General features: G+C 69.4%; 20 protein-coding genes and 1 pseudogene. 10 read left to right on the top strand and 11 right to left on the bottom strand.

The features are described 5' to 3' along the window. The 3 genes and pseudogenes from B8W69_RS28605 to ctaC all read right to left on the bottom strand — a co-directional run. Positions 1-508: pseudogene (locus B8W69_RS28605) on the bottom strand (MmpS family transport accessory protein); the annotation flags it as partial. Between the two features lie 187 nt (positions 509-695). Further along, entirely contained in the window at positions 696-1115 is a 420-nt protein-coding gene (locus tag B8W69_RS28600) for a cytochrome c oxidase subunit 4 (protein WP_085293035.1), read from the bottom strand. 13 nt (positions 1116-1128) lie between these two features. Continuing rightward, the gene (gene ctaC, locus B8W69_RS28595) at positions 1129-2238 is read right to left on the bottom strand and encodes an aa3-type cytochrome oxidase subunit II (RefSeq protein ID WP_085293034.1); all 1110 of its coding nucleotides are present in this window, start codon (positions 2236-2238) and stop codon (positions 1129-1131) included. A 156-nt stretch (positions 2239-2394) separates the two neighbouring features. Between ctaC and asnB the strand changes: the two genes are divergently transcribed. Next, positions 2395-4353 carry an asparagine synthase (glutamine-hydrolyzing) gene (gene asnB, locus B8W69_RS28590; protein WP_085293033.1) on the top strand — a complete coding sequence of 653 codons (1959 nt, stop codon included), beginning with the start codon at positions 2395-2397 and terminating at the stop codon, positions 4351-4353. Between the two features lie 21 nt (positions 4354-4374). Here the strand turns inward: asnB and B8W69_RS28585 are convergent, their stop codons facing one another. Beyond that, positions 4375-5346 carry a carbohydrate kinase family protein gene (locus tag B8W69_RS28585; protein ID WP_085293032.1) on the bottom strand — a complete coding sequence of 324 codons (972 nt, stop codon included), beginning with the start codon at positions 5344-5346 and terminating at the stop codon, positions 4375-4377. Positions 5347-5523: 177 nt separating this feature from the next. Here B8W69_RS28585 and B8W69_RS28580 point away from each other — a divergent pair, with 177 nt between their 5' ends. Further along, on the top strand, positions 5524-6219 hold the full coding sequence (locus B8W69_RS28580) for an Rv0361 family membrane protein (protein WP_085293031.1): 696 nt from the start codon (positions 5524-5526) through the stop codon (positions 6217-6219). A 57-nt stretch (positions 6220-6276) separates the two neighbouring features. Here the strand turns inward: B8W69_RS28580 and B8W69_RS28575 are convergent, their stop codons facing one another. Together B8W69_RS28575 and B8W69_RS28570 are read right to left on the bottom strand one after the other, a co-directional pair. After that, a complete protein-coding gene (locus B8W69_RS28575) occupies positions 6277-6636 on the bottom strand; it encodes a HesB/IscA family protein (RefSeq protein ID WP_007770699.1) in 360 nt (119 codons plus the stop codon). Positions 6637-6732: 96 nt separating this feature from the next. Further along, positions 6733-7866: a glycerate kinase family protein gene (locus B8W69_RS28570; RefSeq protein WP_439330652.1), complete on the bottom strand. Its 1134-nt coding sequence runs from the start codon at positions 7864-7866 to the stop codon at positions 6733-6735. Between the two features lie 134 nt (positions 7867-8000). Between B8W69_RS28570 and B8W69_RS28565 the strand changes: the two genes are divergently transcribed. Genes B8W69_RS28565 through B8W69_RS28550 form a run of 4 tightly spaced genes read left to right on the top strand, consistent with a single transcriptional unit; the run spans position 8001 to position 11082 of the window. Continuing rightward, positions 8001-8693 (top strand): DUF3043 domain-containing protein, encoded by a 693-nt coding sequence (locus B8W69_RS28565; RefSeq protein ID WP_085293030.1) that lies wholly within the window; start codon positions 8001-8003, stop codon positions 8691-8693. Between the two features lie 27 nt (positions 8694-8720). Continuing rightward, a complete protein-coding gene (locus B8W69_RS28560) occupies positions 8721-9257 on the top strand; it encodes a bifunctional adenosylcobinamide kinase/adenosylcobinamide-phosphate guanylyltransferase (RefSeq protein WP_085293029.1) in 537 nt (178 codons plus the stop codon). Further along, complete coding sequence (gene cobT, locus B8W69_RS28555) at positions 9254-10327, top strand: nicotinate-nucleotide--dimethylbenzimidazole phosphoribosyltransferase (RefSeq protein ID WP_439330651.1); 1074 nt, start codon at positions 9254-9256, stop codon at positions 10325-10327. Before B8W69_RS28560 ends, cobT begins: the two co-directional genes overlap by 4 nt. Then, on the top strand, positions 10324-11082 hold the full coding sequence (locus tag B8W69_RS28550) for an adenosylcobinamide-GDP ribazoletransferase (protein ID WP_085293027.1): 759 nt from the start codon (positions 10324-10326) through the stop codon (positions 11080-11082). Before cobT ends, B8W69_RS28550 begins: the two co-directional genes overlap by 4 nt. 52 nt (positions 11083-11134) lie before the next feature. Here B8W69_RS28550 and B8W69_RS28545 read toward each other — a convergent pair whose 3' ends face one another. Continuing rightward, a complete protein-coding gene (locus B8W69_RS28545) occupies positions 11135-12244 on the bottom strand; it encodes a branched-chain amino acid aminotransferase (RefSeq protein WP_085293026.1) in 1110 nt (369 codons plus the stop codon). A gap of 55 nt (positions 12245-12299) precedes the next feature. Further along, positions 12300-13394 carry a glycine cleavage system aminomethyltransferase GcvT gene (gene gcvT / locus B8W69_RS28540; protein WP_085293025.1) on the bottom strand — a complete coding sequence of 365 codons (1095 nt, stop codon included), beginning with the start codon at positions 13392-13394 and terminating at the stop codon, positions 12300-12302. A 44-nt stretch (positions 13395-13438) separates the two neighbouring features. Between gcvT and B8W69_RS28535 the strand changes: the two genes are divergently transcribed. After that, positions 13439-14542, top strand: coding sequence for an adenylate/guanylate cyclase domain-containing protein (locus B8W69_RS28535; protein WP_085293024.1), 1104 nt, complete (start codon positions 13439-13441; stop codon positions 14540-14542). 31 nt (positions 14543-14573) lie between these two features. Continuing rightward, the gene (locus tag B8W69_RS28530; RefSeq protein WP_085293023.1) at positions 14574-16121 is read left to right on the top strand and encodes a leucyl aminopeptidase; all 1548 of its coding nucleotides are present in this window, start codon (positions 14574-14576) and stop codon (positions 16119-16121) included. On the opposite strand, the gene B8W69_RS28525 is transcribed toward B8W69_RS28530, so the two are convergent. Together B8W69_RS28525 and B8W69_RS28520 are read right to left on the bottom strand one after the other, a co-directional pair. Then, positions 16118-17713, bottom strand: a complete 1596-nt coding sequence (locus tag B8W69_RS28525; protein ID WP_085293022.1) for a phytoene desaturase family protein — start codon at positions 17711-17713, stop codon at positions 16118-16120. The two genes, B8W69_RS28530 and B8W69_RS28525, sit on opposite strands and share 4 nt — an antisense overlap. Beyond that, on the bottom strand, positions 17710-18159 hold the full coding sequence (locus B8W69_RS28520) for an SRPBCC family protein (RefSeq protein ID WP_085293021.1): 450 nt from the start codon (positions 18157-18159) through the stop codon (positions 17710-17712). Before B8W69_RS28520 ends, B8W69_RS28525 begins: the two co-directional genes overlap by 4 nt. A 142-nt stretch (positions 18160-18301) precedes the next feature. On the opposite strand from B8W69_RS28520, the gene B8W69_RS28515 reads away from it, so the two are divergent. Next, positions 18302-18643, top strand: a complete 342-nt coding sequence (locus tag B8W69_RS28515) for an aminopeptidase (RefSeq protein WP_085293020.1) — start codon at positions 18302-18304, stop codon at positions 18641-18643. 6 nt (positions 18644-18649) lie between these two features. Here the strand turns inward: B8W69_RS28515 and B8W69_RS28510 are convergent, their stop codons facing one another. Continuing rightward, positions 18650-20428, bottom strand: coding sequence for an SDR family oxidoreductase (locus tag B8W69_RS28510; protein ID WP_085293019.1), 1779 nt, complete (start codon positions 20426-20428; stop codon positions 18650-18652). A 195-nt stretch (positions 20429-20623) separates the two neighbouring features. Here B8W69_RS28510 and B8W69_RS28505 point away from each other — a divergent pair. Beyond that, positions 20624-21308, top strand: a 685-nt coding sequence (locus B8W69_RS28505) for a biotin/lipoyl-containing protein (protein WP_342744726.1), incomplete at its 3' end; no start/stop codon positions are given.

Here is a 21308-nt window from a genome sequence, read left to right as displayed (position 1 = left end):
GCGGTGGAGGCGGCGGTTTGGGGGTCGTGATCTCGTCCTGCAGCGGCGGCGTGGACGGGGCGATGGTGGTGCCGGGGTTGGCAAGCTTGGAGGTATCGGTGCGCACGAACAGCAGCGATACCGACACGACGAGGGCGATGGCGGCCACGATCGCGGCGACCCCCACCACCCACGGCCAGCGTGCGGTGCTGCGCTCGTCGTCAGCATCGGCGGACTCGTCGAAGTCGTCGTAGTCGTAGAGCCGCAGATCGGCCGGCAGGTAGGGGCCGCTGGTGAAGTGCTCGGACTCCGGAGCCGAGTAGGCACGCGAGTAGGCGTCCGTCTGGTCGGTCTGGTTCGCCGCCAGTTCGGCGCTGTCCTCGAAGGGTTCCGGCTCGGCCTCGCCCTCGGCGTCGGCGGCGCGTTCCAGATCGTCGTCCGGCTCGTCGCCGGGGTCCGGTTCGTGGCTGATCGGGTCGACACGGTCGGGTTCGTCAGGATCCCATCCCGGGGGTCTCGACCCGCTCATCTTTGCCTTTGCCTACCCTGTTCGACGGCCTCACTCGCGCACAAGACTCCGCGATCACATCGCTGCGGGCGCGCTGGGAAGCTTCTCGTATGCCTGGGCAGAACACTACCGAACCCAAAAGGGGCAAAGCCGTCGTGGCGAACGGCCCACCAATCACGTGATCTGATTGTGACCTTTATGCCGCGAATCAGTGCTTCTCGGGACCGATGTAGTACTCGAAGACCAGTCCGGCCACCGACGTCAGGACGAACATCGCCCCTGCGAAGATCAGCCACGGCAACCAGAGCGCGATGCCCACCGCGATCACCGAGCCCGACAGCGCGACCAGAATCGGCCACCAGCTGTGCGGGCTGAAGAAACCCAATTCGCCTGCTCCATCACTGATCTCAGCGCCCTCGTAGTCTTCGGGCCGGGTGTCGAGCCGGCGTGCCACGAAGCGGAAAAAGGTCGCCGTGATCAACGCCAGGCCACCCGTCAGCACCAGCGCAGTCGTGCCCGCCCACTCCACGCCTCCTGTGGCGAAGACGGCGGTCAGCACCCCGTAGAGCACCGCAACCACAATGAAAAACCCGGCAATGACTTCGAATAGCCTGGCTTCGATATGCATTTGGTGTCCTAACCTACTGGCTTCCGGCCAATTGACCGCGCTTGGTGTCGAACGGGTGGGTGGTCACCGCGAGCGGGGGCTGCCCGATCGCCTGCAGCGCCTCGGCGTTGCTCTTTCCGCCCATCCGTTGCTGCAGGTAGGCCTTGAAGTCGTTGGGCGCCACCACCCGAACCTCGAAGTTCATCATCGAGTGATACGTGCCGCAGAACTCCGCGCAGTGGCCCACGAACGCACCCGGCGTCTGGATCTCTTCGGTCTGGAAGACGTGCACCGAGTTGTTGGCGTCGGCGTTGGGGATCACGTCGCGCTTGAACAGGAACTCCGGCACCCAGAACGTGTGAATCACGTCGGCGGACGCCAGATCGAATTCGATGCGCTTGCCGGTGGGCAGCACCAGCACCGGGATTTCCTCGCTGGATCCCAGCGTCTCGACCTTGTCGAAGTTCAGGTATTGCCGGTCCGAGGTGTTGAACCCGCGGACCGGACCGACGCGCTCCTCACCGTGGGCGTCCTTGCCCTCCGGCTTGGACACCATCGCCTTCTTGCGCGCCGGGTCGGCGCCGTCGTAGGTCAGCGTGCCGTCCTTGAAGTTGACCTTCTGATAGCCGAACTTCCAGTTCCACTGGAAGGCCGTGACATCGATCACAACCTCGGGGTTCTTGTCCAGGTGCAGCATCTTCTCCTGCACGACGACGGTGAAGTAGAACAACACCGAGATGATGAGGAACGGCGTCACGGTGAGCACCAGTTCCAGCGGCATGTTGTAGCCGAACTGTCGGGGCAGCTCGGTGTCGGTCGCCTTCTTGCGGTGGAAGGCCGATGCCCAGAAGATCAGGCCGAACACGATGAGGCCGACTACCAGCGAGGCGATCACCGCGCCGATCCACAGTTCCCGGTTGAGGTGGGCCTCCGGGGTGATGCCCCGCGGCCAGCCCAGGGCCAGCGCGTCCGCCCAGCTGCTGCATCCGCTCAGGAACAACGCCAGCACGCCCAGCGCACACGCCAGCGCGAAGGGCCGAAGACGACGGGAAAGACCCTTCGCTTGGCGCCCGGAGCCCCCGGAATGGCGCCGAAACCTACCCTGCGACAAACGTTGCGAACGGTCCTGCTCGCGAGGGGTCACGTTGGCGCCTCCTGCTCGGATATCGAATACTACGCAGCGTAGACCACGCGCCTGAGCCGGGCGACGAAACCCCGGCCCGCCGGTGCGCCCGGCCATTCACCACGTACCGGGTGCGAGGTCCACGCGCGCCTTCGAAGTGCGGCATACTGGGGCGCCGTGTGTGGTCTGCTGGCGTTCGTTGCTGCCCCGGAGGGCTCGGATGATGAAGCAGCCGCCGCCCGCGCCGACGATGCCATCGCGCGCGCGTCGCACTCGATGCGCCACCGCGGGCCCGACGAGCCCGGCACCTGGGTGGACCCCGACACCGACGGCTCGGTCGTCTTCGGCTTCAACCGGCTCTCCATCATCGACATCGCGCACTCGCACCAGCCGCTGCGCTGGGGGCCGCCCGAGGCGCCCGACCGCTACGTGCTGGTGTTCAACGGCGAGATCTACAACTACCTCGAGCTGCGCGAGGAACTAGCCGGCCGGCACGGCGCCGTTTTCGCCACCGACGGTGACGGCGAGGCCATCGTCGCCGGATATCACTACTGGGGCACCGACGTCTTGACGCGGCTGCGCGGCATGTTCGCGTTCGCGCTGTGGGACACCGTCACTCGCGAATTATTCTGCGCCCGTGACCCTTTCGGCATCAAGCCGCTGTTCATGGCAACCGGCACCGGCGGCACGGCCGTGGCCAGCGAGAAGAAGTGCCTGCTGGACCTGGCCGAGCTGATCGGGTTCGACACCGGGATCGACGAGCGGGCCGTGCAGCACTACACCGTCCTGCAGTACGTGCCCGAGCCCGAGACGCTGCACCGCGGGGTGCGCCGGCTGGAGTCGGGCTGCTACGCCCGGATCCGCCCCGACCTCCTGCAACCGGAGGTCACCCGGTATTTCGTGCCGCGCTTCGCCGCGGTGCCGATCACCCGCGACACCGAACAGGCCCGCTACGACGAGATCACCGCGGTGCTCGAGGACTCGGTGGCCAAGCACATGCGCGCCGACGTCACCGTCGGGGCGTTCCTGTCCGGGGGGATCGACTCCACCGCCATCGCGGCGCTGGCCATCCGGCACAACCCCCGGCTGATCACCTTCACCACCGGCTTCGAGCGGGAGGGTTTCTCCGAGATCGACGTCGCGGTGGCCTCGGCCGAGGCGATCGGCGCCCGCCACATCGCCAAGGTGGTCAAGCCCGACGAGTTCGTCGCCGCCCTGCCCGAGATCGTCTGGTATCTCGACGAGCCGGTGGCCGACCCGGCGCTGGTGCCGCTGTTCTTCGTCGCCCGCGAGGCTCGCAAGCACGTCAAGGTGGTGCTGTCCGGCGAAGGCGCCGACGAGTTGTTCGGCGGCTACACGATCTATCGAGAGCCGTTATCGCTCAAGCCCTTTGACTATCTGCCGCGGCCGCTGCGGCGATCGGTGGGCAAGATGAGCAGGCCGCTGCCCGAGGGGATGCGGGGCAAGAGCCTGCTGCACCGCGGCTCCCTGACGCTCGAGGAGCGCTACTACGGCAACGCCCGCAGCTTCTCCGACGCGCAGCTGCGCGACGTGCTGCCCGGATTCCGCGAGGAGTGGACCCACACCGACGTCACCGCGCCCGCGTACGCCGAATCGGCGGGCTGGGATCCGGTGGCCCGCATGCAGCACATCGACCTGTTCACCTGGCTGCGCGGCGACATCCTGGTCAAGGCCGACAAGATGACGATGGCCAACTCGCTGGAGCTCCGGGTGCCGTTCCTGGATCCCGAGGTGTTCGCCGTCGCCTCCCGGCTGCCGGTCGAGGCGAAGATCACCCGCACGACGACCAAGTACGCGCTGCGGCGCGCGCTGGAGCCGATCGTTCCGGCACACGTGCTGCACCGGCCAAAGCTCGGGTTCCCGGTGCCCATCCGGCACTGGCTGCGCGCCGGCGAGCTGCTGGAGTGGGCCTACGCGATGGTGGACGCCTCGCAGGCCGATCGCCTGGTCGACAAGGCCGCCGTGCGCCGGATGCTCGACGAGCACCGCAACGGCGTCAGCGATCACAGCCGCCGGCTGTGGACGCTGCTGATCTTCATGCTGTGGCACGCGATCTTCGTCGAGCGCAGCGTGGTGCCCCGGATCAGCGAGCCGCACTACCCCGTGCAGCTCTAGGGCTGGACCCGCCCTAGGCCTCTAGGCCAGGACCGCCGCGATCTCGGCGGCCGCCTCGTCGCCGTAGGCGTCGGCCAACCGGGTCTTGGCGACCGCGGAGTCCCACGTCCACTCCTGGGTGCCGGTGGACTCCAGCACCAGCACGGCGACCAGCGAGCCCAGCTGCGCCGACCGCTCGAGGCTCAGCCCGGCGGTGCGGCCGGTGAGGAAACCCGCCCGGAACGCGTCACCGACGCCGGTGGGGTCGGTCTGGCTGGTCTCGGGCACCACGCCGACGTGGGTGGTGGTCCCGTCGCGCTCGACGATGTCGACGCCCTTGGCGCCCAGCGTGGTCACCCGCAGGTCGACTTTCTTCTGCACGTCGGCCTCAGACCAGCCCGTCTTGGAGAGCAGCAGCTCCCATTCGTAGTCGTTGGTGAACAGGTAGGCCGCGCCGTCGACGAGCTTGTCGATCTCCTCGCCGGACAGGCGGGGCAGCTGCTGGGAAGGGTCGGCGGCGAACGCCAGGCCGAGCTTGCGGCACTCCTCGGTGTGCACCACCATCGCGTCGGGGTCGTTGGCCCCGATGATCACCAGGTCCGGCTTGCCCGCGGACGCGACGTCGGCGAGCTTGATGTTGCGGGCCTCCGACATGGCGCCGGGGTAGAAGGATGCGATCTGGGCCATGTCCTCATCGGTGGTGCAGACGAATCGCGCGGTTTTCGCGGTTTGCGAGATCAGCACGTGCTCGCAGTTGACGCCGTGCGACTGCAGCCACTCGCGGTACTCGCCGAAGTCGTCGCCGGCCGCCCCGACCAGCGCCACGTCGCCGCCCAGCACGCCGATGGCAAAGGCGATGTTGCCCGCCACGCCGCCGCGGTGAATCACCAGGTCGTCAACCAGAAAACTCAGGGACACCTTCTGCAGGTGGTCGGCCAGCAGGTGCTCAGAAAACCGGCCGGGAAACCGCATCAGATTGTCGGTCGCAATCGAACCTGTCACCGCGATCGTCACGAAAACTCCATCCTTCGTTAGTAAGGTTATCTAGCTTACTCACGGGCCTCGACCGTCGCTGTGCGCACGGTCGGCGCGAGGCCGTGCGCTAGCCTCCCTAGGGAACTCAGTCAAGTCGCCGGGATCACATTGCTCGGGCCCGCTTGCAGTCCCGTCTACCACCGTAGGAGAACCACGATGGCAGGTCCGCACTCGCCGAACCACACCGTCGGCGGCGGCAAAGGCGGACCGAGCGGACATGAGTCCCCAAGCGAATCCCAGCCACTCGACTTCCCCGAGGATGACCCGAACGCCGGTGACCCGGGCTTCGCCCCAGCTCCGCAGGCAGGACCCGCTCCCGCCAACTATGCCGGGCAGCCCCCCGCGCCGGTCCCGTACCCGCCGCAACGGTCCAAGCGGGGGTTGATCGTGGGCGTTCTGATAAGTATCGCGCTCGTTGCTGTCATGACCATGGCAATCGTCTTCGGAGTTCGTACGAACGGGGCCAACACCGGCGCCACGTTCTCCGAGGGCGCGGCGAAGACGGCCATCCAGGGCTATCTGGACGCCCTCGAGCACCGCGACATCGACGAGATCGCCCGCAACGCGCTGTGCGGGCTGTACGACGGCGTCCAGGACAAACGATCCGACCAGGCCCTGGCCAAGCTCAGCAGCGACGCGTTCCGCAAGCAGTTCTCCGAGGTCGAGCTGACCTCGATCGACAAGATCGTCTACCTGTCGCAGTACCAGGCTCAGGCGTTGTTCACCATGCGGGTGTCCCCGGTGAGCGGCGGCCCGATGCACGGGCAGGTGCAGGGCATCGCACAGCTGCTGTTCCAGCGCGGCCAGATCATGGTCTGCTCGTACGTGCTGCGCACCGGCGGCTCGTACTGAACGCAGACCGTCAGCCGGACTGCACAGCCCGGCTGACGGATTCGCGGGATTAACCGATCAGTTGAACGAGTCGCCGCAGGCGCACGAGCCGGTGGCGTTGGGGTTGTCGATCGTGAAGCCCTGCTTCTCGATGGTGTCCACGAAGTCGATGGACGCGCCTTCGACATACGGCGCGCTCATCCGGTCCACGGTCAACTTCACACCGCCGAACTCCGCGGTCAGGTCGCCGTCCAGCGCCCGGTCGTCGAAGAAGAGGTTGTAGCGCAGGCCGGCGCAGCCGCCCGGCTGCACGGCGATGCGCAGCGCCAGGTCGTCGCGGCCCTCTTGGTCCAGCAGGGACTTTGCCTTGGTGGCGGCGGCCTCGGTCAGGATCACGCCGTGGGTCGTCGTGGCGTTCGACTCGTTTTGCACCGTCATTGCTTCTCCTACATGCCTCATCGTTGGGTGGGGTCGATCAAGCCCGAAATCGCCGGCTTGCGCCGGGCGATCCGGACCGCCCGAAAGTCCACTCCATCAACGGTACCTTGCAGGACCGCTATTCCCGAGTCGCGCCGCAACTACGGATGCCAGCCCCATGAGCTGGTTGGCCGCGTCGGCCTGGGCCAGCCGCACCGATCCGGCGTGCTCGGCGATGGATAACGCCGCCATGATGCCCGACGAGCGCACCGTCGCGTTGGGCAAGTCGACCTGGCCGGCCAGCACGACCACCGGTATCCCCCGCGGCCGGGCCGCGTCGGCCAGAAAGCCCACCACCTTGCCGTGCAGGGACTGCTCGTCGAACCGGCCCTCACCGGTGACGATCATGTCCGCCGTGTCCAGGTCGTCGGACAGCCGGGTGTGCTCGGCGATGATGGCAGCCCCGGACTCGCAGCGGCCGCCGAGCGCCAGTAGCCCGGCGCCGATGCCGCCGGCGGCACCGGCGCCGGGCTCCGCGCTCACGTCCCGTCCGGCCACCGCTTCCAGGATCAGCGCCCACGCCTGCAAACGAACTTCCAGCGCCGCGACGGTGGCCGTGTCGGCGCCCTTCTGCGGCCCGAACACCCGGGCGGCCCCCCACGGGCCGAGTAGCGGGTATTCGGTGTCGGAAGCGGCGATCAACTCCACGTTGCCCAGTTGCCGTCGAGCGGTGTCCAGGCCGCCGAGTTCGGCGATCATGCCCTGCCCGCCGTCGGTGCAGGCACTGCCGCCCAGGCCGACCACGATGCGCGTCGCCCCGACCCGCAGCGCCTCGGCGATCAGCTGCCCCACGCCTTTGCTGTGCGCCGCCATAGCGGTCTCCGGGGTCGGCGGTCCGCCGACCAGCGTCAGGCCGCACGCCTGCGCGCACTCCAGGTAGGCGGTGGCCGCGCCGCGGTCGAACAGCCAATCGGCTTCGACCATGGCTTTCAGCGGTCCGGACACCCGCAGGCGCCGCGTCTGACCCAGCCGGCTGGCGAGCACCTCGACGAAGCCGGGGCCGCCGTCGGATTGCGGGGCGACGATGAAACGGTCGCCGGGGCGCGACCGGGTCCAGCCGGTCGCGATGGCCGCGGAGGCTTCCATGGCCGACATGCTGTCGGCGTAGCAGTCCGGGGCCACCAGGACCTGCATGGCGGGCAGTTGAAGGCGGCCGGGGGCCAGGCCAGGACCATCATCATCCGAGGCCATCGACCCGTCGTCCATCAAAGGCTGCCGTTCATCACGTGTAAGAGTAGGGCCAAGAGCGGTACTAACGCAGGTCTAATAGCAAGGCATTCCAGGCGAATTCCGGCGCCCGTCGTCCGCGAAGTAACCTGGCCCCTGTGAAGCTGTTGGGCCGTAAGAAGGGTCAGGGCACCGACCTCGACGAGAACGCCGCCACCTTGGGCGGTTCCGGCGTTGCTGGCGCCTCGGGCGACGCGGCCCGCGAGGCGCAGCGCACGGGACCCAAGGGACGCCCCACACCCAAGCGCAACGAGGCCCGCCGCAACGCCAGGAAGGGACCGGTCGCGCCCGCGCCGATGACCGCCTCCGAGGCGCGGGCCCGGCGCAAATCGCTGGCCGGCCCCAAGCTCAGCCGCGAGGAGCGCCGGGCGAACAAGGCCGCCGGCCGCGCCGGCATGTCGGAACGTCGGGAAAAGATGATGGCCGGCGAAGAGGGCTACCTGTTGCCGCGCGACCAGGGCCCCATCCGCCGCTACGTTCGCGACGTGGTCGACTCCCGGCGCAATCTGCTGGGCCTGTTCATGCCGTCGACCCTGTTCTTGATGTTCGCCATGTTCGGCGTCCCGCAGCTGCAGCTGTGGGTGTCGCCGGCCATGCTGGTGCTGATGGCCGTGATGAGCGTCGACGGCCTGATCCTGGGCCGCAAGGTCAGCAGGCTGGTCGACGCCAAGTTCCCGAACAATACCGAAAGCCGTTGGAAGCTAAGCCTTTACGCCGCGGGCCGGGCGTCTCAGATGCGCCGGTTGCGGGCGCCGCGGCCCCAGGTCAAGCACGGCGCCAGTGTCGATTAAAGCTCGCCAGAAAGCGGGCTGACACCGGTGCGCACCCTGGTGCTCGGCGGGATCAGGTCAGGCAAATCGCAGTGGGCGGAGGAAGCCATCGCCGACGGGTTGCGGGCCGGGCAGGCGGTTCATTACCTGGCGCCCGGGCCGGCCGGCCACGACGACGCGGCCTGGGCGCATCGGATCGCCCAGCATCGCAGCCGCCGGCCGGAACACTGGACGACGATCGAAACCGACGACATCGCAACGCAATTGCGCCAGTCGCCGGTCACCCCCACGCTGGTCGACGACCTGGGCACCTGGCTGACCGGCGCGCTGGACCGCACCAATGCCTGGGCTGGCGGCTCGGTCGCGGCTCCCATCAATGACGTGCTGGCCGCGATCGGCGGCTTCGCTTCGCCGCTGGTGCTGGTCAGCCCGGAGGTCGGGTTGACCGTCGTGCCCGCGACCGCCGCCGGACGCCGGTTCGCCGACGAACTGGGCAGCCTCAACCAGCGCCTCGCCCGGTTGTGCGACCGGGTGGTGCTGGTGGTGGCCGGACAACCGGTGCCGATCAAACCGGCGGGGTCCTGATGAGATTCGCCACCGTCACGCCGCCCGATCCCGGCGTCGCCGCCGCCGCCCGCGCCCGCCAGGACACCCTGACCAAACCCCGGGGCGCGCTGGGCCGCCTCGAGGATTTGTCGGTGTGGGTCGCGTCGTGTCAAGGGCATTGCCCGCCAAAGCAATTCGAGCGCGCCCGGGTGGTGGTGTTCGCCGGCGACCACGGCGTCGCCCGGTCGGGGGTGTCGGCCTACCCGCCGGAGGTGACGGCGCAGATGGTCGCCAACTTCGATGCCGGCGGGGCCGCGATCAACGCCCTGGCCGACGTCGCCGGGGCAACGGTGCGGGTCGCGGACCTGGCGGTCGATGCGGACCCGCTGACCGAACGGATCGGCGCGCACAAGGTGCGGCGCTCCAGCGGCGACATCCGGGTTGAGGACGCGTTGAGCGACGAGGAGGCCGCGCGGGCGCTCGCGGCCGGCGCCGCCATCGCCGACGAGGAGGTCGACGCCGGCGCCGACCTGCTGATCGCCGGCGACATGGGGATCGGAAACACCACGGCCGCAACGGTATTGGTGGCGGCACTGACGAACGCCGAGCCGGTCGTCGCGGTGGGTTTCGGGACCGGGATCGATGACGCCGGGTGGGCCCGCAAGACGGCCGCGGTGCGCGACGCCCTGTTTCGCGCGCGGCAGGTGCTGCCCGATCCGGTCGAGCTGCTGCGCCGCGCCGGAGGTGCGGACCTGGCCGCGATGGCCGGCTTCTGCGCGCAGGCCGCGGTGCGGCGCACACCGCTGCTGCTCGACGGCATGGCGGTGACGGCGGCCGCGCTGGTTGCCGAGCACCTGGCGCCAGGTGCTCGGCTGTGGTGGCAGGCCGGTCACCGGTCCACCGAGCCCGCCCACGGCTTGGCGCTGACGGCCCTGGACCTGGAACCGATTCTCGACCTGCGGATGCGGCTGGGCGAAGGCACCGGCGCCACGCTCGCGCTGCCGGTGCTGCGCGCCGCGGTGGCCGCCCTGTCGTCAATGGCGACCTTCACCCAGGCCGGTGTGTCCGACCGCGCCGATGGTGCCAATCAGACCGCTCCCCCATCGTGATGCGTTCGCTGGCAACGGCTTTCGCCTTCGGGACGGTGCTGCCCGCCCCGGGCAACGCGCCGATGGGCCGCGGCGCCATGACCGCGCTGCCGGTGGTGGGCGCCGCGTTGGGGGCGCTGGCCGCGGCCGTGACCTGGGGTGGCGCATGGGTGTTCGGCCGGTCCAGCCCGCTGCCCGGGCTGCTCGCGGTCGCGGTGCTGCTGCTTGCGACCCGCGGCCTGCACGTCGACGGCGTCGCCGATACCGCCGACGGCCTCGGCTGCTACGGGCCGCCGGAGCGGGCGCTGGCGGTGATGCGTGAGGGGTCGACCGGACCGTTCGGCGTCGCGGCCGTGGTCGTGGTGATCCTGCTGCAGGCACTGGCGTTTTCAGCGCTGGGGGCCACCGGCCGGGTTGTCCCCGGGGTGGTCGCGGTGGCCGTGGCGATTTTCGCGGGCCGGGTGACCGCAGTGCTGGCCGGCCACCGGTCGGTACCGGCCGCCGGTGGCAGCGCCCTGGGCATCCAGGTCGCCGGAAGCCAGCCGACGCTGGTGGTGGCGGCCTGGGTCGCGGTGCTGCTGGCCGCCTCGGTGCCGGCCGGACCGCGGCCGTGGCAGGGGCCGGTGGCGGTGCTGCTGGGCCTGGGCTGCGGGGCAATCCTGGTGCGGCACTGTGTGCGCCGATTCGGCGGCATTACCGGCGACGTGCTGGGCGCCGCGATCGAGCTGACCACGACGGTGACCGCGGTGCTGCTCGCGGCTGCGGTGCGGTTCTAGCCCCAGTGTGAAGCTAACTTCACATTCGACGGGCGGCCGTTCGACGGGCGAACTAGCCCAGCTTTGCCATCCAGCCGTGGGTGTCGGCGAAGGTACCGCGCTGGATCCCGGTCAGCGTGTCGCGCAACGCCATCGTCACCTCGCCGGGCTGACCGTCGGCGACGGTGAATTCGGCGTCGCCGTATTTCACGTGCGAGACCGGCGTGATGACCGCGGCGGTGCCGCAGGCGAACACCTCGGTGATCTCCCCGGCGGCGGCCTTCTTCTGCCATTCGTCGATGTCGATCTTGCGTTGCTCGACGGAGAATCCGGCGTCAATGGCCAACTGCAGCAAGGAGTTCCGCGTGATGCCGGGCAACAGCGAGCCGGACAGCTCCGGGGTGACCAGCCGCGCCGATGCGCCGCTGCCGAACACGAAGAAGATGTTCATCCCGCCCATCTCTTCGACGAAGCGCCGCTCGACGGCGTCCAGCCACACCACCTGGTCGCAGTCGTTGGCCGCGGCCTCGGCCTGGGCCGACAGCGAGGCCGCGTAGTTGCCACCGAACTTGGCCGCACCGGTACCACCGGGGCTGGCCCGCACGTACTCGGTCGACACCCAGACGGTGACCGGGCTGATGCCGCCCTTGAAATAGGCGCCGGCCGGCGAGGCGATCACCAGGTAGCGGTAGCGCTTGGACGGCCGCACACCCAGCCCGGGCTCGGTGGCGATGACGAACGGGCGCAGGTACAGCGCCTCCTCGCCGCCGGCCGCCGGAACCCAGGCGTTGTCGACGGCGATCAGCTGGCGCAGCGACTCCATGAACAGCTCTTCGGGTAGCTCCGGGATGGCGAGCCGCCGCGCCGAGGACCGCAACCGCGCGGCGTTGGCCTCGGCGCGAAACGACACGATCGAGCCGTCGGCCCAGCGGTAGGCCTTGAGCCCCTCGAAGATCTCCTGCGCGTAGTGCAGCACGATCGCTGATGGGTCCAGCTCGATGGGGCCGTACGGGATGACGCGCGCGTTGTGCCAACCGTCGCCGGCCTCGTCGTAGTCGATCGACACCATGTGATCGGTGAAGTACGTGCCGAAACCCGGCTCTGCCAGGATGGTTTCGCGTTCGGCGTCGGTTGCCGGACTTGCCGAGCGCGAAACCGTGAACTCGAGGGAGCCACTCGTCATTGGCCGATTGTATATCCGCCTACCGAATCGGATTTCGCCCGCGCAAGCGGCACGGCTAGCGGGTTTTCACCGCGACGAACGGCGGGCGCACCACTTCGCATGCGGCGGGACGGCCGCGGACGTCGACGGTGATCTCCTGACCGTCCTCGACGCCGGCATCGGCATCGATGAGCGCCAAAGCGATCCCGGCCTGCAGCGTCGGCGAGAACGTACCCGAGGTGGTGACCCCCACCGGCGTGTCGCCGGCGAGCACCGTCAGCCCGGCGCGCAACACGCCACGGCCCACCATCCGCAGCCCGCGCAGCAGCCGCGCCGGGCCGGCCTCCTTCTCGGCCAGCAGGGCGTCGCGGCCGAAGAAGGCGCCCTTCTTCCAGCCGATCGCCCAGCCGCAGCGCGCCTGCAGCGGCGAAATGTCGAGCGCGAGTTCGTGGCCGTGCAGCGGATAGCCCATCTCGGTGCGCAGGGTGTCGCGGGCGCCCAGTCCCGCCGGCTCGCCGCCGGCCGCGCTGACCGCCTCGGCCAGGGCGTCGAACACCACACCTGCGGAGTCCCACGGCGGCAGCAGCTCGTAGCCGTGTTCGCCGGTGTAGCCGGTACGGCAGACCCGCACCGGCACGCCGGCGAACGAGGTGTCGGCGTACGCCATGTAGTCCATGTCGGTGGGCAGGCCCAGCTGCCCGAGCACGTCGGCCGACCGCGGTCCCTGCACGGCCAGCACCGCGAACGAGCGGTGCTGGTTGGTGATGGTCAGCCCGGCGGGGGCTGCGGCCTGCAGCGCCTCGACCACGGCGGCGGTGTTGGCCGCGTTGGGCACCAGGAAGATCTCGTCGTCGTCGACGTAGTAGGCGATCAGGTCGTCGACGACGCCACCGGATTCGGTGCAGCACAACGTGTATTGCGCCTTGCCGGGCCCGATCCGGTTCAGGTCGTTGGTGAGCGCGGAGTTGACGAACTGCGCCGCCCCCGGCCCGCGGACCAACGCCTTGCCCAGGTGGCTGACGTCGAAGAGACCGACCGCGTTGCGCGTCGCGTTGTGCTCGCTGACGGTGCCGGCATACGACACCGGCATCAGCCAGCCGCCGAACTCGGCGAAATTGGCGCCCAAATCGCGATGACGGTCTTCCAGCGGTCCGTGCTCCAGCTCGCTCACGGCGTCCCACCCTAATCCGCTCCGATGCTGGCAGACTTGGGCAGGTGTCCGAGTCGTACGACTTCGAGCAGCTTGAGGCCGCCGGGATCGCCAACCCGCGCGAACGGGCCGACCTGATCAAGTACCTCGACGACCTCGGCTTCACGGTCGACGACATGGTCGAAGCCGAGCGGCGCGGCCGGCTGTTCGGGCTTGCCGGTGATGTCTTGGCCTGGTCGGGTCGCCCGATCTATACCGTGCAAGCCGCGGCCGAGGAACTCGGCATATCAGCCGAAGAGGTGGCGAATGCCTGGGCTTTGCTCGGCCTGACCGTCGCCGGGCCCGACGTTCCCGTGCTGAGCCAGGCCGACGTCGACGCCTTGTCGACCTGGGTCGCGCTCAAGGTGGTGGTGGGTGAGGCCGGCGCGCACGGCATGCTGCGGGTCCTTGGCGCCGCGATGGCCCGGCTCGCTGAGGCCGAGTCGACGGCGATCCGCGCCGGGACGCCGGACATCCAAATGGACCACACCCACGACGAGCTCGCCACGGCGCAGGCGTACCGCGCGGTCGCGGAGTTCGTACCCCGGATCGGTCCGTTGATCGACGTCGTGCACCGCCACCACCTGACCGGCGCCCGAACCCACTTCGAGGGCGTCCTGCGCGACACCTCGGCAAGCGTGGTGTGCGGGATCGGCTTTGCCGATCTGTCCGGCTTCACCGTGCTCACGAACGCGCTTACCCCCGCGCAGCTGTCGGACCTGCTCAACGAGTTCGCGGGAACCGTGTCAGACGTGGTCCTGCGCGATGGCGGCCGGCTGGTGAAGTTCATCGGCGACGAGGTGATGTGGGTGAGCGCGTCGCCCGGGCAACTCGTCAGGGCGGCGGTCGATCTCGTCGATCACCCGCGGGCGCGTGAGGAGGGTCTGCAGGTCCGCGCCGGCCTCGCCTACGGCACGGTCCTGGCGATCAACGGCGACTACTTCGGCAACCCGGTAAACCTGGCCGCGCGACTCGTGGCGGCCGCGGAGCCGGGCCAGATACTCGCCGCGCCGACATTGCACGAGAAATTGCCGAACTGGCCCGCGGTCGCTCGTGGCCCGTTGACGCTCAAGGGGTTTGACGACCCGGTGCCGGCTTTCGAGATGAGCGCCGGGACGCCACCGAGCTGAGGCCGATCCGCGGTGACTAGGGTGGTTACGCGTGAGTACCGAACCGGGATACCAGGCCCCTTCTGTCACCGTCGCCTCCTCGCTGCCACGGCGCGCCGCCGCGTCCACCGTGCTGATCGTGCCCGTCGTCTCGACCGGCGAGGAGGACAAGCCGGGCGCGGCCGTTGCGGCGGCCGAGCCGTTCCTGTCCTCTGACGCGGTCGCCGAGATCGAATCCGGTCTGCGGGCGCTGGAGGCCACGGGTGGCGCCGAGCAGGTGCACCGGCTGGTGGTGCCGGCGCTGCCGGTGTCCAGCGTGCTGACCGTCGGCTTGGGCAAACCGCGATCCGAATGGCCGGCCGACACCATCCGTCGCGCCGCCGGGGTGGCCGCGCGATCGCTCGGCAAGACCGAATCGGTGATCACCACGCTGGCCGAACTGCCCGGTGAGGGCGTCGCCTCGGCCACCGTCGAGGGCCTGATCCTGGGCAGCTACCGGTTCACCGAATTCCGCAGCGACAAGACGGCACCCAAAGATGAAGGGCTGCGCAAGATCACGGTGCTCGCCACCGCGAAGGACGCCAAGAACGACGCCGCGCACGGCGCCGCCGTGGCCACCGCCGTCGCCACAGCGCGCGACTTCGTCAACACCCCGCCCAGCCACCTGTTCCCCGCCGAATTCGCCAAGCGCGCAAGGGCTTTGGGTGAATCCGTCGGCCTCGAGGTGGAAGTCCTGGACGACAAGGCGCTGCAGAAGGGCGGCTACGGCGGGATCATCGGCGTCGGGCAGGGCTCGTCTCGTCCGCCGCGGCTGGTGCGGCTGACCCACCGCGGTTCGAAGCTGGCCAAGAAATCCAGGCAGGCCAAGCGAGTGGCGCTGGTCGGCAAGGGCGTCACCTTCGACACCGGCGGCATCTCGATCAAGCCGGCCGCGGGCATGCACCACATGACCTCGGACATGGGCGGGGCGGCCGCGGTGATCGCGACCGTCGCGCTGGCCGCGCAGCTGAAACTTCCGATCGACGTGATCGCCACCGTGCCGATGGCCGAGAACATGCCGTCGGCCACCGCGCAACGCCCGGGCGACGTGCTGACGCAGTACGGCGGCATCACGGTCGAGGTGCAGAACACCGACGCGGAGGGCCGGCTGATCCTGGCCGACGCCATCGTGCGGGCGTGCGAGGACAACCCCGACTACCTGATCGAGACGTCCACCCTGACCGGTGCGCAGACGGTGGCGCTGGGCGCCCGGATCCCCGGGGTGATGGGCAGCGACGAATTCCGCGACCGCGTCGCGTCGATCTCGCAGCAGGTCGGCGAGAACGGCTGGCCGATGCCGCTGCCCGACGAGCTCAAGGAGGACCTGAAGTCCACGGTGGCCGACCTGTCCAACATCAGCGGGCAGCGCTTCGCCGGCATGCTGGTGGCCGGGGTGTTCCTGCGTGAATTCGTCGCCGACGGCGTGAGCTGGGCGCATCTCGACGTGGCCGGCCCGGCCTACAACACCGGCAGCCCGTGGGGCTACTCGCCGAAGGGTGCCACCGGTGTGCCGACCCGGACCATGTTCGCGGTCCTGGAGGACATCGCCGAAAACGGCTAGCCGGTCAGCCGTTTGAGCACGGCCGGGCCCAACTTGCGGCGCGGCCAGCCGGTGGCGCCGTCGGCGGCCAGAGCGGCGTTGGCCGCGTTGCGCCCGCACGCGCCGTGCACCGAGCCACCCGGCGTTGCCGACGCGCTGCCCAAATAGAGCCTCTCAACGGGTGTTTCGGCTCGACCCATGCCCGGCGCGGGGCGAAAGACCAACATCTGGTGCAACTGCGCGGTTCCACCGTTCAGCGCCCCGAGATGCAGGTTGGCGTCGTTGGCCTCCAGATCCGACGGCCGTTGCACGAACCGGTCGATCACCGCCGACCCGAAGCCCGGTGCATGCTCTTCGATGACCCGGTCCACCGCCGTGGCCAATCGGTCCGCAGATGCGTCGTCGGACACATTGCGCGGCAAATGCGTGTAGGCCCAGACACTTTCGGTACCGGCCGGCGATCTGCTCGGGTCCGCCGTGGTGGTCTGGCCCAACAACATGAACGGATGCTCGGGTATCACCCGGGTGTTCAGGTCGGCCATCCAGCGGGTCAGTCCATCGCCGTCGGCCCCCAGGTGCACGGTGCCCACCGACCGCAGGTTTTTCGCCCGCCACGGAATCGGTTCTGCCAGTGCGTAGTTGACCTTCACCACCGGCGGATCCCACTCGTAGTGCTGGAGTTCGCGACGCAGCGCTTCGGGCACCGCGCCGACGGGCAGCATGTCGCAGAACAAGCGCGGCGCCGTCACGTCGGCCACCACCGCACGGCGGGCGGTCACCGATCGCCCCTCGGCGGTGGTCACGCCGACCGCGCGGCCGGCCTGCACGTGGATGCGAGAAACGTTCTGGTTGCATTCGATTCGCGCTCCGGCCGAGCGGGCGCGATTCACCAGCGCCGCGGTGAGCCGGCCCGATCCGCCAACCGGCACCGGCCAGCCGCCATCCTGGGCCAGCATCGTCATCAGGAAGCCCATGGCGCCGCTGATCGGTGCATCCGGGGGGACGTCGGCGTGCATTGCATTGCCCAACAACAACACTCGCGGCGCCTCGCCCTCGAACAGTTGACTCGCCATCGCGTTGGCCGGCTGCACCAGCAGACGCGCGACCCGGGCCGCTTCCGACGTGCCGAGCCTGCGCAGCAGCGCGAGCAGGGGACGCACCGGCGGGAAGGGGGCCAGCATCGCGTCGAGCAGCGGGCCCTTGATCTTGGTCCACAGCTCCACCAGACGCCACCAGTTGTCGCCGTCGGCGGGCGTTCGCCGCGCGAATTCCGCTGCCGTCTGGGCGGGATCGTGGTACACGATGGGCGGGTCGTCGTCGGCGCCGTTGCGCGGGTGCCCGACCACCGTCGGCGCATGCGACCACCGCAGCCCGTGATCCTCCAGCCGCAGCGCCGTCATCGCCGGGGACGCGACCGTCATCGGGTAGTAGGAGCTGAACAGGTCGGTGATGTAGCCCGGCGTCAGCTCGGCGCTACGCACCGCTCCGCCCGGTTCGGGCTGAGCTTCCAGCACCAAAACGTCCCAGCCCGCGTCTGCCAGCATCGACGCCGCCACCAGGCCGTGGTGTCCCGCCCCGATCACGACGGCATCGGCGGTGTCACGCACGGTCACTTCACCTGGCTCGGCTCCAGGCGCTCCGCCAGTGCGGCCAGCCGCCACAGGCACTCCTTGTTACGCGGGTAGGCCGCCGCCAGCGCAAGGGAATCGGGAACGGCCGCCATCGGGCCCTCGGCGGGCACCTCGATCATCTCGATCCGGCAGCCCTGCGGAATCTCGTGCAGCAGCATGGTGATTCTCGCGGCACCCAGCGGGCCCAGCCGGGCGCGCAGCACCAGCTTGTGTGGCGCTTCGCTCTCCTCCACGATGGTCGCGTCGTTGATCACCAACGGCCAGATGCCGATCGAGTGCCGAATCGTGGAACCCGGCTCCGGCCAGTTCGGATCGACGGCCCGCATGCGGCTGTTGCCCACCACCCACTGGGTGTAGGTCCAGCCCTGGGCGAGCACGTCCCACACCCGCTCACACGACTCGGGTATCTCACGCGTTGCAGTGATCACCTCAGAGACCCTCCATGTCCTCGGTTATCGCGGCGGATACCCGGCAATCGGGTGGTTATGCAGCCTCAACCTCGGGTTTACCGGGGGTGGATCGCGGTTAATCTCCCTAGCGGTCGAATGCCCGACGACGAAAGGCGAAACCATGACGGTGCGACGGTTGATCATCGGTGTGGGCGCCGTGCTGTTATTGGCCGGAATCATCGGACTGCTGGCGCCGGTATCGGTATCCGACAGCAACGGCCATTCGGTCGGATGCGGAAACGCCGTGGCGACGGACCTTTCCGCGGCCCAGAGCGCAAACAACAGCAATGGGGCGAACATCCCGATCCTGAATCAGATCGTCCCGCACACCGACTATGTCGCACAGTGCCAGTCGTCGGTGGGTGGCCGGCGCGCGTGGGCGATACCGCTGGCGGTGCTCGGCGTCATCGCGATCGGCGCGCCGCTGTTGACGGGACGTCGCGGGGCGGCGTCGGGCGCCTAGCCTGCCTCAGATCACCCGCATCCGCGCGGCGCTCCGCAGCCCCTGCGGCGCCACCCGCGAAAGTCCGTACAGCGCATAGGCTTCCGGCGCCACCGGGCGAATCGGCTTCTTCTTTTTGACCGACGACAGGATCGCGTTGGCGACCTTGTCGGGGCCGTAGTGCCGCAGCGCGAACATTTTGCCCAGCTGCCCGCGGCGGCCGTCGACGTCGTCGGACTGCTTTCCCGCGGGCGCGTCGAATCGGGTGGTGTTGATGATGTTCGTGTCGATGACGCCGGGGCAGATCGTGGTGAGCCCCACCCCCGCGGCGTCGAGTTCGGCGCGCAGGCAGTCGGAGAACATGTAGGTCGCCGCCTTGGACGTGCAGTAGGCGTTCAGCGACTGCAGCGGGGCGTAGGCCGCCATCGAGGACACGTTGACGATGTAGCCGCCGGTGCCGCGCTCCACCATCCGCCGGGCGAACGAGCGGCATCCGTTGACCACGCCGCCCAGGTTGACGTCGAGCACCCGGTCGAACTGCTCGGGCGGGGTGTCCAGGAATCCGCCCGCGTGCCCGATGCCGGCGTTGTTGACGACGATGTCCGGCACGCCGTGCTCGGTGCTGACCCGCTCGGCGAACGATTCGACCGCCTGCGCGTCGGACACGTCGAGCACGTAGGGGTGCGCGACGCCGCCCCGGGTGGCGATCTCGGCCGCGGTGGCCTTCACGGCCGCCTCGTCGATATCGCTGATCACCAGCTCGGCGCCTTCCCGCGCGAAGGCGAACGCGGTCTCGCGGCCGATGCCGCTCCCCGCGCCGGTGACCGAAACCAGGGTGTCGCCGAACGACGCGCGGGGACGCCCCACCTGCGCGCGCAGCAGCGCGCGGCTCGGTTGCTTGCCCTCGGCCTGGTCGGCGAACTCGCTCACGGCCGCCGCCATCACCTGCGGGTGCGACATCGGCGAGAAGTGGCCGGCCTGAATGTCGCGGCGCCACAGCCGCGGCACGAAGCGCGGGGTGTGGTCGTAGCCGTAGGGCCGCACGTACTTGTCTCTGGTGTTGACGATGAGCTGCACCGGCACGTCGATGACCGCGACGCCCTGCTTGCGACCGGAGAACGACCGAAAGTAGTTGGCGGGATAGGTTTTCACCGAATGGGCGGCGTCGGACGCCAGCTTCTCGGAGTGGTGGATCTGCTCGACGGGGATGTTGTCGACCGCGTTGCGGCGCAGCGCCGGGACCGACATGGTGAGCCGGAGGAACAACGGCGCGAGCACCGGGACCGAGAAGAAGATCATGTAGCTCAGCCGCAGCGCCTGGCTGATCGCCCGGACGAAGGTGCGCGGCTTCCACGGGGCCCGCAGTCCGCTGAAGATGTAATCGACCAGCTGGTCCTGGGCGGGTCCGGAGACCGACGTGAACGTCGCGACCCGGTCGTTGGCGCCGGGACGCTTCAGGTAGTGCCACACCCCCACCGAGCCCCAGTCGTGGGCCAGCACGTGCACGGGCCCGCCCGGGCTCAGCTCGCCGGTCACCGCGGCGAAGTCGTCGGCGAAGCGGTCCATGCTGTACGCCGACACCGGCTTGGGCACCGAGGACAGCCCGACGCCGCGGTTGTCGTAGCGGATGATCCGGAACCGCTCGGCCAGCAGCGGGACGACCCCGTCCCACAGCACGTGCGAGTCGGGGAAGCCGTGCACCAGCACGACGGTGGGGCCGTCGGGGTTGCCCTCTTCGTAGACCGCGATGCGGGCGCCGTCGGCGCTGTCGACGAAATGCTGGGGTACTTGTTGTGATGGCGGCATCGGGACCTCCCCGCTCTGGCTGCAGTGGCCACACCGTAGCAAGCGTGATCGGCGTCACCCGCCCAACGCGGGGTATCTGCCCTGGATGCGTGCCGACAGGGGCGCAGTGACAGGATAGTTTTGGATTACTACTTCGCCTTCCGCAAGAGCTGATCTACCCGCCCCGACCCACGAGCGATCGAGGAGTCAAAAAAGATGGCCTTCTCCGTCCAGATGCCGGCACTCGGTGAGAGCGTCACCGAGGGGACGGTCACCCGCTGGCTCAAGCAGGAAGGCGACACGGTCGAACTCGACGAACCGCTCGTCGAGGTGTCGACCGACAAGGTCGACACCGAAATTCCGTCGCCGGCCGCCGGTGTGCTGACCAAGATCGTCGCCCAGGAGGACGACACCGTCGAGGTCGGCGGCGAGCTGGCCGTCATCGGTGACGCCTCCGAGGGTGGCGGGGCAGGTGGCGACTCGCAGCCGGCCGCGCCCGCGCCCAGCCGGCCGGAGCCGCAGGCGCAGTCCGCGGCCCCCGCCCAGCCCGAGGCCCAGCCGGAACCGCAACCCCAGGCCCAGCCGGAGCCCGCGCCCGCCCAGCAGAGTTCCGGTGGCGGCGCCGCGACCCCGGTGTTGATGCCCGAGCTCGGTGAGTCGGTCGTCGAGGGCACAGTGACCCGCTGGCTCAAGAAGGTCGGCGACTCGGTCCAGGTCGACGACGCGCTCGTCGAGGTGTCCACGGACAAGGTCGACACCGAGATCCCGTCTCCGGTGGCCGGTGTGCTGATCAGCATCACCGCCGAGGAAGACACCACCGTGCCCGTCGGCGGCGAGCTGGCGCGCATCGGCGCCGGTTCCGAGGCTGCCGCTCCCGGGGCTCCCGCCGCTCCCCAGCCCC

Origin of the sequence: Mycolicibacterium vulneris (assembly GCF_002104765.1) — a bacterium.
GTDB classification, from domain to species: domain Bacteria; phylum Actinomycetota; class Actinomycetes; order Mycobacteriales; family Mycobacteriaceae; genus Mycobacterium; species Mycobacterium vulneris.
The sequence above is the reverse complement of the archived record's forward strand: the minus strand, read 5'-3'. Positions and strand labels throughout refer to the sequence as shown.